We start from the raw sequence: 12,250 nt of genomic DNA, 5'->3' as shown, positions 1-12,250 counted from the left end.
CGCTGCAGGTCAACCGCGGGCGGTCTGCCGCTTGGTCTGCCGCGGCCGTGGTCGTCGGCCCGCACGACCCTACGGCCCGGGCTGTGCCGGCGAGAAGTACAGCCTGCTGTACCTCCGATCGGGGGGCTGGCGGGATCGGCCGGAAGGGGGTGCGGTCCCTAGCGTCGAAGACGTCAGCCCAGCCCGCCGAACAGGAGCCTTCGATGGCCGCCGACCACTACCGCCTCACCGGTGCGGGCACCCCGCACGACGACGATCCACCGGCCGCCGTCAGCCGCGCCGACCTCGTCCGTTTCCTGCTGTGGCTGCTGCTGGTGCTCAGCGTCGTCGCCAACACCGTCGCGTCGTACGCCGGCGCGGGTCTCGGCGTGCACCTGGCCTGCGGCACTGTCACCGGCGTCACCGCCGCCGTCCTCGTCGTACGCCGTCTGAAGGGCCGCCGATGAGCCCGGCGACGACCGCGGTCCGCGCCCCCGCCATCGCGCTGGCGCACCTCACCAAGACCTACCCGGGCGGAACCCGCGCCCTCGACGACGTGTCGCTGACTGTCGCCCCCGGAACCTTCCTCGCGGTGATGGGCCCCTCCGGCTCCGGCAAGAGCACGCTGATGCACTGCGCGGCGGGCCTGGACACCCCGACCTCCGGCAGTGTCCGCATCGACGGCACCGAGATCGCCGGTCTCGGGGAGACCCGCCGCACCGAACTGCGCCGCGAGCGCGTCGGGTTCGTGTTCCAGGCGTACAACCTCATCCCCTCGCTGAGTATCGAGGACAACATCACACTGCCGCTGCGCCTCGCCGGGCGGACACCGGACCGGCAGTGGATCGGCGTACTGGTCGAGCGGGTGGGCCTGGCCGCTCGGCTGCGCCACCGCCCCGCCGAACTCTCCGGCGGCCAGCAGCAACGCGCAGCCGTCGTCAGGGCGTTGGCGGCCGAGCCGGCCGTCGTGTTCGCCGACGAACCCACCGGCGCGCTCGATCTGCGCAGCGCGCACGAGGTGCTGGAACTGCTGCGCGGCCTGGTGGACGAGCTGGGCCAGACGGTCGTGATGGTCACCCACGACCCGGCCGCCGCGGCCCGCGCGCACCGAGCGCTGGTGATGGCCGACGGACAGGTCGTCGAGGCCCTCGACCACCCCACCGCGCCTCAACTGGCCGACCGCCTCGTCACGTTGGGGGAGCGCTAGACCATGCTCCCTCTGCTCCCCCTCGCTCTGCGCATGGCCGCCCACCGGATCACCGCGCTCATCGCCGTGGTGTGCGCGGTCCTCGGCGGGGCCGCCCTGATCACCGGCACCGGGGTACTGGCCGAGTCGGGGCTGCGCTCGACACTGCCGCCCGGCAGGCTCGGCGGCGCGGACGTCGTCGTCGCGGCCGACCAGGAGTACCACCCGGGCGCCGAACCCTCCCTGGCCCTCCCCGAGCGCGCCCGCCTCCCGGCCCGGCTCGTCGACAAGCTCTCCCGCCTGCCGGGTGTGACCGCGGCTGTCGGCGACATCGGCTTCCCCACCGCCCTGATCGACACCGGTGGCCGGATCGTGCCGACCGCCGACGACCCCGTCGCGGCCGGGCACGGCTGGTCCTCGACCCGCCTCCTGGACCGCCCGCGCATCACCGGCCGCACCCCCACCGGGGCGGCCGAGATCGCCGTACCCGCGGTGAGTGGCCTCCGCGCGGGCGACCCGGTCCGGGTCGTCGCCAACGGCAGGCCCACCGCGCGCTACCGCGTCACCGCCGTGGTCGACGCGCCGGGCGCCGGTGTCTACTTCGCCGACACGACCGCCGTACGGCTGGCCGGGCGCGGCAGCGGCGACAAGGCGGCCGTCGACCTCATCGGCCTGACCACCGAGCCCGGCACCGGGCAGTGGGTCGCCCGCGCAGTCCGCCACCAGCTCGCCGGCACCGGACTGACGGTCAGTACCGGGGCGGACATCGGCGAGACCGTGTCGCCCGGTGTGGGTGCGGCCCGCTCGCTGCTGGTGCTGCTCGCCGGTTCGCTCGGCGGGATCGTCCTGCTCATCACCGGGTTCGTCACGGCGGGCGCGCTGGGCGTGTCGATCGCCGGGCAGCGCCGGGACCTGGCGCTGATGCGGGCGGTCGGGGCGACCCCGAGGCAGATCCGCCGACTGGCCGCCGCGCAGTCGTCGGCGGTGGCCGCCGTGGCTGTGGCGCCTGGTATCGCGCTCGGCTATGTGCTGGCCGGGCAGTTCCGCTCCCTGCTCGTCGACCGGGGGGTGCTGCCGTCAGAACTCCCGCTGATCTACGGTCCGTTGCCCGCCGTCGCCACACTCCTGCTGATCGCGGCCGTCGTGCAGTTGTCGGCCCGTGCCGCGGCCTGGCGCACGTCGCGCATGCCTGCCACCGAGGCGGTCGCCGAGTCCCGCAGCGAACCACGCAAGCCGTCCGCCGGACGCGCCCTGACCGGTGGGCTGCTGATCGCCGCCGCCTTCGCGCTGTCCGTGACCCCGCTGGTCTCCCGTACCGTGATCGGCGCCTCGGCCACCTCCATCGCCGGGATCGTCGCCGCGATCGGCCTGGCCCTGTGCGGCCCGGCCCTGGTGCAAGGCGCGGGCGGGGCCGTCGCACGGCGGCTGCGGGCCGGGGTCACCGCCCCGACCTGGCTGGCCGTGGCCAACGTACGTGCCTACGCGCTGCGGTTCGCCGGGGTGGTCAGCCCGCTGGCCATGGCGGTCGTGTTCGTGCTGACGTACACCCTTGCCCAGACCACCGTGCTCGCCGCCACCGGCCAGGACAACCGCGACGGCACCCTGGCCCAGTACCGCCTCGGCGCCCCCACCCTCGGCGGACTGCCGTCGGACATCCCCGGCGCCGTACGGAAGCTGCCCGGCGTACGGTCCGCCGTCTCCGTCAGCGCCACCACCGTGGTCTGGTCGTACCGGCAGTTCGGCGACACCACGACCGAGTCCGCGTCCGCGCTGATCGCCCCGCCGGCCGCGGCGGACGTCCTCGACCTCGGGGTGAAGCAGGGCACACTCGCCCGGCTCACCGGCGCCACCGTCGCCGTCAGTAGCGACGCCGCCGGATCGCGCGGCGCCGGACTGGGCGCGTGGACACGGCTGCTGCTCGGGGACGGCACCGAGGTGCGGGCCAGGGTCGTGGCGGTGTACGACCGCGGACTCGGCTTCGGCCCGCTGGTGCTCTCCGGCGACCTGGCCGCCGGTCACACCACCTCCGCCCTCGCCCAGAGCCTGCTCGTCAGGACCGACGGCACCGCGGCCGCCGCACACCGGCTGACGCGGCTGGTGGCGGACCGGCCCGGTCTGGCGCTGGAGGACACCGACGCGCACTCCGGGTCCGGCCGGGACCGGGACATCCCACCGGAGGTGTGGATCAACCTGGCGACGATCGTCGTGCTGCTCGGCTATCTGCTGCTGAGCATCGTCAACAAGCTGGTCGCCGCCACCGCCCAGCGCCGCACCGAGATCGCCGCGCTGCGCCTGGCCGGTACGACGCCCCGGCAGATCCGGGTGATGATGCGCCGCGAGGCCGCGCTGATCGCCGCCGCCGCGCTCACCTCGGGGCTGCTGCTGTCGGCGCCGCCGCTCGCCCTGCTGGGCCAGGGCTTCCTCGGCCGACCATGGCCCGCCGGCCCCGTCTGGCTGCTGCCCGCAGCGGCGGTCACCGTGATCGCGGCGTCCTTCCTGGCCATCGAGCTCCCCACCCGGCGGGCGCTGCGCACGGCACCGGCGGAGGCACTGCGCGCGGCGGTGTGACGGCGGGCGGGGGCCGTGGCCCGGCGTGGGCGGGTGTGGGCGGGTGTGTCCGGACGGTCGGCCGCCTTCAGCCCCGGGCCGCCATAGGTTGAAGGCGGCGGGGAGGCTGTTTACCCGGAAACCGGCTGTCTGCGCGGGGGCCCGAAGCGGGCCATGAGCAGAGTCATGAGGCCGCCGACGGGGCATGATCGGGATCATGAAGCACCCGCATCTGCCGACCACCGAGACCGCCGTCACCGCGATACGTGAGATCGCGCACGAGTACAACCTGGAGATGGTCGTCACCGACGACATCGGAGCGGACCAGACCTCCCGCCGCACCGCCGCAGGAGCGTTCACGGTCCTCGACCCGGACGGCTCGCTGCCGCACGAGGCGTTCGTCGAACTCGGCGGCTCCCCTTCCGTGAACGTCCGGATCTACCCGGAGGACGACGCGCAGATCACCGTCGAGGGAGTGGCCTTCGACGACATCCCCCGCGACTCCGTCCCGGCGTTCCTGCGCGCGGTCTACGACGGCCTCACCCTTGTGAAGCAGCGCTTCCTGCCGCCGGGCACCTGGCTGATCGTCTCCCTGCCCGGCGACGAGACGTACAAGGAAGTGGTCTTCCGTAACGTGCTCAGCCCCTGGCTGGCCCGCAACATCCGCGGCTAGGGCGGCACTTGCCGTCCGGCGCCGACGGCCGCCACGACCCGCTCGGCTCGTTCACCGCGCCCGCCCGCATCGTGCTCCTCGGTTCACGGGCGGGCCTTGATCTCCTTCATGGTCAGGTGGGACTCGAGGCGCAGGACGGCAGGCAGGCCGCTGAGCTTCTCGGTGAGGAAGGACTCGTAGGCGGCGTGGTCGGCGACCGCGACGCGCAGGAAGTAGTCGGGGCGCCCGTACATACGGCGGAACTCGACGACCTCCTCGTAGGACGCCACGGTCTTCTCGAACTCCTCGAAGCTCTTGCGGTCCTGGGCGTAGATCTCGACGTCGATGAGGACCTCCAGCCCGCGGCCCAGGGCCCCGGGGTCGATCACGGCCCGGTACCCGGTGATGACACCGGCCTCCTCCAGCCGCTTGACCCGGCGCAGGCAGGGCGGCGGCGTCAGGCCCACCCGCTTGGCCAGCTCCACGTTGGTCAGCCGCCCGTCCTGACGTAGATGGAACAAAATTTCTCGGTCCACGGCATCGAGGATGAATTCATTACCCATACCTTGATCATAGAGCGACAACCGGCAACCATATGAGGCGCGATTCGTCCTAAAATTTCTCCATGGACGCAAGCTCTGCCGTCGCAGAGGGACGACCTCGGCCGCCCCTGCCCGTCCCTCCGTCCGCGCAACGGTCGGAGGCACGTGCGGCGTTGAAGGACTCCGCCGGCGTGGGCCTGGGCTTCGTCCCGCTCGGGCTGGCCTTCGGGGCGCTCGCGGCGCAGTCGGGTCTGCCCTGGTGGTGGGCGGGGCTGTCCGCGGCGCTCGTCTTCGGCGGATCGTTCGAGTTCCTGCTCATCGGCATGTCACCGCCACAGCCCCGTTTGCGGCGATCGCCCTGTCCGCGTTCATGGTGAACGTCCGGCACGTCTTCTACGCGCTGTCCTTCCCCCTGCACCGCGTGACCGGCCGCCTCGGCAGGGCGTACAGCACCTACGCCCTGTGTGACGAGGCGTACGCGCTGACCACCGCGGAGCAGGCCCGCACCTGGTCCAGCCGGCGCATCCTGTGGCTGCAACTGCTCCTGCACCTGTACTGGACGGGCAGCGCCACCGCCGGCGCCCTGCTCGGTTCCCTCATCCCCGCCGGTGTCACCGGCCTGGACTTCGCCCTCACCGCCCTGTTCACCGTCCTGGCCCTGGACGCCGTGCGGGACCTGCGCGGCGACCTGCCCACCCCTGCCCTGGCCCTCCTCAGCGCCCTGGCCGCGAGGCTCCTCCTCCCGGGCCAGATGCTCCCGGCCGCCTTCACCCTGTTCACGGCCGCCCTCCTGGCCCGCCGTCTCACCACCGGCAGGAAGCCCAGCCATGCCTGACACCTCCCACGCCATCGCCGCCGTCCTCGTCGCCGCCGCCGTCACCTGGGGACTGCGTGCCCTGCCCTTCGCCGCCCTCACACCGCTGCGCGGCAGCAGCACCGTGCGATACCTGAGCACCCGTATGCCGGCCGGTGTCATGGTGATCCTTCTGGCCTACTGCCTGCGCGATCTCCCCCTCACCCACACGCGAGCCATGGCCCCGTCGGCCGCCCTGGCGGTCACCGTCGGCCTCCACCTGTGGCGCCGCAACGCGCTGCTGAGCATCCTCGGCGGCACCACCGTCCATGTGGTCCTGGCCAGCACGGTCTTCGCCCACTGAGGCCCGTCACAGGGAAGCCGTCGCGCGACGGCTTCCCTGTGACGCCGTCGCGCGACGGCGCGTCGGACCGGGACAAACCGGACGTCGCGCGAGACGCTGCCCGTCATGGACGCGACTGAATCCCACCGCTTCGACGACCTCACCGCCCTCTACATCAACTGCACCCTCAAACCGTCCCCGCAGCTGAGCCACACCCAGGGCCTCGTCGACAAGAGCCGGGCCGTCATGGACGCGCACGGCGTGACCACCGAGCTGATCCGGGCGGTCGACCACGACATCGCCACCGGCGTCTACCCGGACATGACGGAGCACGGCTCTGCCACCGACGAGTGGCCGGATCTCTACGAGAAGGTGCTGGCCGCCGACATCCTGGTACTGGCCGGACCGATCTGGCTCGGTGACAACAGCTCGGTCACGAAGAAGGTCGTCGAACGGCTCTACGGCTGCTCAGCGCTGCTCAACTCCCAGGGCCAGTACGCCTACTACGGCCGTGTCGGCGGCTGTCTGATCACCGGCAACGAGGACGGGATCAAGCACTGCGCGATGAACCTCCTCTACAGCCTCCAGCACCTGGGGTACACGATCCCGCCCCAGGCCGACGCCGGCTGGATCGGCGCCGCGGGACCCGGGCCGTCGTATCTGGATGCCGGCTCGGGCGGCCCGGAGAACGACTTCACCAACCGCAATACCTCCTTCATGACCTGGAACCTCATGCACATCGCGGCCCTGCTGAAACGCTCGGGCGGTGTACCCGCCTACGGCAACCAACGCTCGGAGTGGGACGCGGGCTGCCACCTGGACGCCGACAACCCTGACTACCGCTGAGCGGACACCGTCTCACCCCGGGTGGGTGATTCGGCCACCGTGATGCGGGCCGACGCTTGAGGTGTGCCCGCGGGTGACAGCGGCTGCTGCCGCCGCCACCCTGCCGGGCACGTCGGTGCGTCGGTGCGTCGGAGGAGCAGTCATGAACCGATACCCGCCCATCGCGGACCATGGCATGGTCGGCGATCTCCAGACCGCCGCCCTGGTGTCGTCCGAGGGGACCGTCGACTGGTGGTGCACACCCCGTTTCGACGCGCCCAGCCTGTTCGCCTCCCTTCTGGACAGCGAACGCGGCGGCCACTGCCGACTGGCCGCGGACCTTCCGGACGGTGACGGGACGACCGTCCGGCAGCTGTATCTGTCCGACACGGCGATCCTGATCACCCGCTTCATGGCACCGGGCGGCGTCGGTGAGGTGGCCGACTTCATGGCCCCGCTCGACTCGACGCCCGCGAGCGAGCGGCACTGTCTGTTCAGGGTCGTCAGAGTCGTACGGGGCAGCCTGCCCTTCACCTTCGTCTGCCGCCCGCGCTTCGACTACGGGCGTGCCCCGCACACGCTCACCCGCCTGGACGACCGGGGCACGGTCCTGCGTGGACCGGGGACGGACCTGCATGTCCAGGTCACCGAGGGGGCCGTACTGCGGGCGGACGGCGACGACGTCACCGCCCGCTTCAGCCTCTCGGCCGGCGAGGCCGTCGCCTTCGCGCTGACCAGCACGCCCGGGGGAAGCCCCGCCCCGCCCGCTCCGTCCATGGAGGGCGTCGTCGACGAATTGGAGGCATGCCGGACCTTCTGGTTGTCGTGGCTGCGTTCCTGCACCTACCGGGGACGCTGGCAGGACATGGTGAACCGGTCCGCGATCACGCTCAAGCTGCTCACCTACGCGCCCAGCGGTGCCCCGATCGCCGCCCTGACCATGGGGTTGCCCGAGCAGATCGGCGGCGAGCGCAACTGGGACTACCGCTACACCTGGATCCGGGACTCGGCCCTGTCCGTAGGCGCCTTGATCGACCTGGGCTTCGAGACCGAGGCACACGCCTTTCGCCGCTGGCTGCGGGACCGTATCGAGTCGGGCGGCACGGCATCGGGCGACCCTCTCCAGATCATGTACCGGATCGACGGCGACCCCCATCTCACCGAGGAGAACCTCGACCATCTGGAGGGCTACCGGGGCTCACGACCCGTCCGGGCGGGCAACGCCGCGGCGGACCAGCTCCAGCTCGACATCTACGGCGAGGCCTCCGACGCCCTGGTCGTGGGCGGTGACATCGGCGCCATCCGGGGCTGGACGGACTTCACCGGAGTGCTGGACTGGCTCGCGGACCACTGGGACCGGCCCGACGAAGGCATCTGGGAGACCCGCGGAGGTCGGCAGAACTTCACCTACAGCAGGCTGATGACCTGGGTGGCGTTCGATCGCGGCATACGCGCGGCGACGGATTTCTCACGCCCGGCCGACGTACGGCGGTGGACCGAGACCAGGGACATCGTCTTCCGCCAGATCGCCGAGCGGGGCTGGCACGACAAGCGCCAGGCCTTCGTCCAGCACTACGACACCGATGTGCTGGACGCCTCGCTGCTGCTCATGCCCCGGGTCGGGTTCATCTCCCCGCACGATCCGGACTGGCACAGCACCCTCGACGCGATGGACGACGAACTGGTCAGCGACAGCCTGGTCTACCGCTACGACCCGGCCGCCTCCCCGGACGGACTGCGCGGCTCGGAAGGCACGTTCAACCTGTGCAGCTTCTTCTACGTCGAGGCCCTGGCCCGCAGCGGCCGGCTCGGCCGGGCCCGGTACGCCTTCGACAAGATGCTCACCTACTCCAACCACGTAGGCCTGTTCGCCGAGGAGATCGGCCCCTCGGGCGAGCAACTCGGCAACTTCCCGCAGGCCTTCACCCACCTTGCGCTGATCACCGCGGCCATGGCACTGGACGAGGAACTGGGCGAGGAACGGACCGCGGTGCGGACGGCCGACGAGCAGGAACACACGGGCATGCGCGGTCACGCCATGCCCGCCGGGATCCGGAACAACCGGAACAACCGGAACGAAGGGGATGACCGGAACGCCCCGGACGAAACCGAAGTCAGCGGCGGCCGAGATGACTGAGACAGCCGGGCCGAGGCAGTCGCCGGGCCAGGGACGACGCGTCCTGGCCGCCCTCGCCCTCGCCCAGTTCATCTGCAGCTTCGCCGGCTCCAACATGAACGTGATGATCAACGACATCAGCGAGGACCTGGACACCACCGTGCAGGGCGTCCAGGTGGCCATCACGGTCTTTCTACTGGTCATGGCGGCGCTGATGATTCCCGGCGGCAAGCTCACCGACCGCTGGGGCCGCAAGCGCTGCTTCCTGACCGGACTGATCGTCTACGCCGTCGGAGCACTCCTCAGCGCGGCCGCGCCCGGGCTCGGCGTGCTGATCCTCGGGAACTCGATCTTCGAGGGCGTCGGCACCGCCCTGCTCATCCCACCGGTCTACATCCTCACCACGCTCCTCTACCAGGACGTGACCTCACGCGCCCGCGCCTTCGGAGTGATCATGGCGCTCGGCGGCGCCGGAGCCGCCGCGGGACCGCTGATCGGCGGACTGATCACCGAAACCATCAGCTGGCGGGCCGCCTTCGTCTTCCAGGCCCTGGTCATCGGCGTGATCGTGATGCTCGGCCGCCACCTCGAAGACCCCCTGCCGCCCGACCCGGCCCGGACTTTCGACACCGGCGGGGCGGTGCTGTCCGCAGTCGGCCTCGTCCTGGTCGTCATGGGCATCCTGGCCGCCGACAACAACATCTGGCTGATGATCGCTCTGATCGGCCTCGGCGTCCTGGCGCTGCTGTGGTTCTACCGCTGGGTGCGCGCCAAGGAACAGTCCGGCCGCGAACCGCTGCTCTCCCTCGCCCTGTTCCGCAACCGCACCTCCAACCTGGGACTCGTCACCCAGAACGTGCAATGGCTCCTGCTGATGGGATCCTCGTTCACCGTGGCGGCGTACCTCCAGGTCGTACGCCACTACAACGCCATCGAGACGGGCGTCGTGTTCACCGCCGCCACCCTCGGACTGCTGCTCTCCTCGCTGTCCGCGGAACGCCTCGCCCGGCGGCGTGCACAGCGCACCCTCATCATGACCGGCTTCCTCGTCGCCCTCACCGGCGTGGCCGCCCTGATCGCCCTGGCCGCCGCATACGCCACCGCCTGGGCGTACGTACCCGGCCTCCTCCTGATCGGGCTCGGCCTCGGCGTGATGCTGACCCCGTCGGTGAACGTCGTCCAGTCCAGCTTCCCCGAGGAACAGCAGGGCGAGATCTCCGGCCTCTCCCGCAGCGTCTCCAACCTCGGCTCCTCCTTCGGGACGGCGATCGCCGGAACCATCCTCGTCTCCGGTCTCACCAAGGGCGCCTACGCCGCCGCCATGATCACCCTGGCGGCCGTCGGCCTCATCGGCCTGGCCGCCGCCGTGCGCCTTCCGAGAACCGTGGGCCCGGGCAGCCCTCAGGCCCCACGGGCCACCGCGCCCGTCAGGCACTGACAGCGGGGGCGCTGGGACGGCGGTCGGCTCCGTACCGGCTCGTCGGCCGCCGCGTGCCTTGATGCCGACACATCCACCGTCCCCACGTGCGGATTTGTCATGGACGAGGAGCCTGGGCTCGGCCTACCGTGTCTCAGCGCTCGTTCTTCCGCGGGCTGTCTACCTTTCGTTGCCTGTGGGGGGCCTTCGTCATGTCCGCGCCCAGTGATCTGCGCCCGCTTCCTTTGCTGCCCGGCGGTGTGCCGCGCTCCTCACGCGGCCTCCTGGCCGCCGTTTCAGCACTCCTCGCGGTCGTCGCCCTCAGCGATCTGTTCGCCGTGTACGCCGGAGTCCGGATCCGCATGCTGATCAACGGGGACCACGGCCTCGCCGCCGTTCCCCGCCAGGAACTGGACACCGCGTCCAGGTTGTACGACGCGGCCGGGAAACTTCAGGGCACGGCGTACCTGTTCTGCGCACTGGTCTTCGTCGTCTGGTTCTTCCAGATGCGCCGCAACACCGCGCTGCTGGCGCCCGACCGGTTCCGTAACGGACCCGGCTGGGCGATCGCAGCCTGGGTCGTCCCGGTGGCGAATCTCTGGATGCCGTACCGCGTCGCCATGGACATGTGGGGAGCGAGCACACCCCTGCCGGACGACGGCAAGCCCTACCGGACGTCGGTCTGGCCGGTGAACCTCTGGTGGGGCCTGTTCGTCTTCAGCACCCTGTTCGGCCGGTACGCCGGGGCACGCTATGACGACGCCGAAACACTCGCGCAGATCCGGGACGCCGTGACGCAGTACATAGCGGCCGACATCCTGGAGATTGCCGCCGCCGCGGCCGCGGTGTACTTCGCCGTGCGGCTGACAACCATGCAGCGGTTGAAGGCATCTGAGGGGCCGTACCGTACGGAGGTTCAGGGATGACCGGGCCCGAAGCCGGGGGTCATGAACCTCCGGCTCGCGCCGCCTGCATGCCGCCGTCGACCGGGAGGACCGTTCCGGTCACATAGGAGGCGCGGTCGCTGAGGAGCCAGGCGGCGGCCTGGGCGATCTCTTCGGGGTCGGCCGCGCGGCGCAGCGGGGTGTTCGCGTTGAGCCGGTCGACGACGCCCGGCACCTCCGCCTCCCAGCCGCGGATCATCTCGGTCAGCGTCGTGCCGGGGGCGATCGCGTTGACGCGGATGCCTTCCGCGCCGTAGCTGACGGCCGCCGACTCGGTGAGGCTGTTGACCGCCCGCTTCATCGCGGAGTAGGCGGGCAGCGTGGGGTTGGCCATCAGACTGCCGACGGACGACGTGTTGACGATGGCACCGGTGCCCGAGGTGGCCCGGATCGCGGCCACCTCGGCGGTCATGGCCAGCCAGACGCCCCTGAAGTTCACGCTGTAGACGCGGTCGAGGTCCGTCTCCGGGAGCTGGTCCATCGGGCCCGGCACCTGCACGGTCGCCCCGTTGTTGAAGGCGACGTCCAGCCGGCCGTACAGGTGCACGACGTGCTCGACGGCGGAGCGGACACTGGCCGCGTCGGCCAGATCGCACACGACGTGGTCGGCGGTGCCGCCCGCCGCCCGGATCTCCGCGGTCACCGCCTTGAGCTGGTCCTCCGTCCGGGCCGTCAGCAGCACCCGGGCGCCCTCCCTGGCGAACAGACGTGCCGCGGCGGCTCCGATACCGCGTCCGGCGCCCGTGACGAACGCCACCTTGCCGGCCAGCAGGCCCGGTAAGGCGGGGGCGGACATGTCGGTGGTCTGCGTGTTGTCCATGCCGACTAGCCTGTCGCCGCCCGCGGCGGCTATCCAGGCACCACCGGTACCTGTTTAGGGCCTGTGGAACCCGCGCAGACTGCACG

11 protein-coding genes and 1 pseudogene are annotated in these 12,250 nt (G+C 71.3%); 10 read left to right on the top strand and 2 right to left on the bottom strand.

Annotation, left to right across the window (positions count from 1 at the left end):
* Nucleotides 1–203: 203 nt before the first annotated feature.
* From ACSYGN_RS37405 to ACSYGN_RS37390, 4 genes are all read left to right on the top strand, one after another.
* Nucleotides 204–446, top strand: a complete 243-nt coding sequence (locus ACSYGN_RS37405; RefSeq protein WP_460404620.1) for a hypothetical protein — start codon at nucleotides 204–206, stop codon at nucleotides 444–446.
* Nucleotides 443–1,186 carry an ABC transporter ATP-binding protein gene (locus ACSYGN_RS37400; protein WP_460404618.1) on the top strand — a complete coding sequence of 248 codons (744 nt, stop codon included), beginning with the start codon at nucleotides 443–445 and terminating at the stop codon, nucleotides 1,184–1,186. Before ACSYGN_RS37405 ends, ACSYGN_RS37400 begins: the two co-directional genes overlap by 4 nt.
* 3 nt (nucleotides 1,187–1,189) lie before the next feature.
* Nucleotides 1,190–3,733 carry an ABC transporter permease gene (locus ACSYGN_RS37395; protein ID WP_460404615.1) on the top strand — a complete coding sequence of 848 codons (2,544 nt, stop codon included), beginning with the start codon at nucleotides 1,190–1,192 and terminating at the stop codon, nucleotides 3,731–3,733.
* Between the two features lie 196 nt (nucleotides 3,734–3,929).
* On the top strand, nucleotides 3,930–4,385 hold the full coding sequence (locus tag ACSYGN_RS37390; RefSeq protein ID WP_460404613.1) for a hypothetical protein: 456 nt from the start codon (nucleotides 3,930–3,932) through the stop codon (nucleotides 4,383–4,385).
* 83 nt (nucleotides 4,386–4,468) lie between these two features.
* Here the strand turns inward: ACSYGN_RS37390 and ACSYGN_RS37385 are convergent, their stop codons facing one another.
* Complete coding sequence (locus tag ACSYGN_RS37385) at nucleotides 4,469–4,927, bottom strand: Lrp/AsnC family transcriptional regulator (protein ID WP_460404611.1); 459 nt, start codon at nucleotides 4,925–4,927, stop codon at nucleotides 4,469–4,471.
* A gap of 62 nt (nucleotides 4,928–4,989) precedes the next feature.
* On the opposite strand from ACSYGN_RS37385, the pseudogene ACSYGN_RS37380 reads away from it, so the two are divergent.
* From ACSYGN_RS37380 to ACSYGN_RS37355, 6 genes and pseudogenes are all read left to right on the top strand, one after another.
* Nucleotides 4,990–5,741 (top strand): annotated as a pseudogene (locus ACSYGN_RS37380) (AzlC family ABC transporter permease).
* Nucleotides 5,734–6,063: a branched-chain amino acid transporter permease gene (locus ACSYGN_RS37375; RefSeq protein ID WP_460404609.1), complete on the top strand. Its 330-nt coding sequence runs from the start codon at nucleotides 5,734–5,736 to the stop codon at nucleotides 6,061–6,063. The pseudogene ACSYGN_RS37380 and the gene ACSYGN_RS37375 overlap by 8 nt, the downstream one beginning before the upstream one ends.
* A 105-nt stretch (nucleotides 6,064–6,168) precedes the next feature.
* A complete protein-coding gene (locus ACSYGN_RS37370) occupies nucleotides 6,169–6,888 on the top strand; it encodes a flavodoxin family protein (RefSeq protein ID WP_460404607.1) in 720 nt (239 codons plus the stop codon).
* A 142-nt stretch (nucleotides 6,889–7,030) separates the two neighbouring features.
* Nucleotides 7,031–9,004 (top strand): glycoside hydrolase family 15 protein, encoded by a 1,974-nt coding sequence (locus ACSYGN_RS37365; protein WP_460404605.1) that lies wholly within the window; start codon nucleotides 7,031–7,033, stop codon nucleotides 9,002–9,004.
* Nucleotides 8,997–10,421 carry an MFS transporter gene (locus ACSYGN_RS37360; RefSeq protein ID WP_460404603.1) on the top strand — a complete coding sequence of 475 codons (1,425 nt, stop codon included), beginning with the start codon at nucleotides 8,997–8,999 and terminating at the stop codon, nucleotides 10,419–10,421. The genes ACSYGN_RS37365 and ACSYGN_RS37360 overlap by 8 nt, the downstream gene beginning before the upstream one ends.
* Before the next feature lie 191 nt (nucleotides 10,422–10,612).
* Nucleotides 10,613–11,326, top strand: a complete 714-nt coding sequence (locus tag ACSYGN_RS37355; RefSeq protein ID WP_460404601.1) for a DUF4328 domain-containing protein — start codon at nucleotides 10,613–10,615, stop codon at nucleotides 11,324–11,326.
* A gap of 19 nt (nucleotides 11,327–11,345) precedes the next feature.
* Here the strand turns inward: ACSYGN_RS37355 and ACSYGN_RS37350 are convergent, their stop codons facing one another.
* Nucleotides 11,346–12,164, bottom strand: a complete 819-nt coding sequence (locus ACSYGN_RS37350; protein ID WP_460404599.1) for an SDR family NAD(P)-dependent oxidoreductase — start codon at nucleotides 12,162–12,164, stop codon at nucleotides 11,346–11,348.
* Nucleotides 12,165–12,250: the final 86 nt, after the last annotated feature.

This window comes from Streptomyces sp. YIM S03343, from assembly GCF_054729195.1.
Note: the sequence above shows the minus strand (reverse complement) of the source record. Positions and strands in the feature narration are given on the sequence as shown.

Coding starts and splice junctions, on each gene's coding strand:
- ACSYGN_RS37405 (WP_460404620.1), top strand. CDS start 204: ATGGCCGCCGACCACTACCGCCTCACCGGTGCGGGCACCCCGCACGAC.
- ACSYGN_RS37400 (WP_460404618.1), top strand. CDS start 443: ATGAGCCCGGCGACGACCGCGGTCCGCGCCCCCGCCATCGCGCTGGCG.
- ACSYGN_RS37395 (WP_460404615.1), top strand. CDS start 1,190: ATGCTCCCTCTGCTCCCCCTCGCTCTGCGCATGGCCGCCCACCGGATC.
- ACSYGN_RS37390 (WP_460404613.1), top strand. CDS start 3,930: ATGAAGCACCCGCATCTGCCGACCACCGAGACCGCCGTCACCGCGATA.
- ACSYGN_RS37385 (WP_460404611.1), bottom strand. CDS start 4,927: ATGGGTAATGAATTCATCCTCGATGCCGTGGACCGAGAAATTTTGTTC.
- ACSYGN_RS37375 (WP_460404609.1), top strand. CDS start 5,734: ATGCCTGACACCTCCCACGCCATCGCCGCCGTCCTCGTCGCCGCCGCC.
- ACSYGN_RS37370 (WP_460404607.1), top strand. CDS start 6,169: ATGGACGCGACTGAATCCCACCGCTTCGACGACCTCACCGCCCTCTAC.
- ACSYGN_RS37365 (WP_460404605.1), top strand. CDS start 7,031: ATGAACCGATACCCGCCCATCGCGGACCATGGCATGGTCGGCGATCTC.
- ACSYGN_RS37360 (WP_460404603.1), top strand. CDS start 8,997: ATGACTGAGACAGCCGGGCCGAGGCAGTCGCCGGGCCAGGGACGACGC.
- ACSYGN_RS37355 (WP_460404601.1), top strand. CDS start 10,613: ATGTCCGCGCCCAGTGATCTGCGCCCGCTTCCTTTGCTGCCCGGCGGT.
- ACSYGN_RS37350 (WP_460404599.1), bottom strand. CDS start 12,164: ATGGACAACACGCAGACCACCGACATGTCCGCCCCCGCCTTACCGGGC.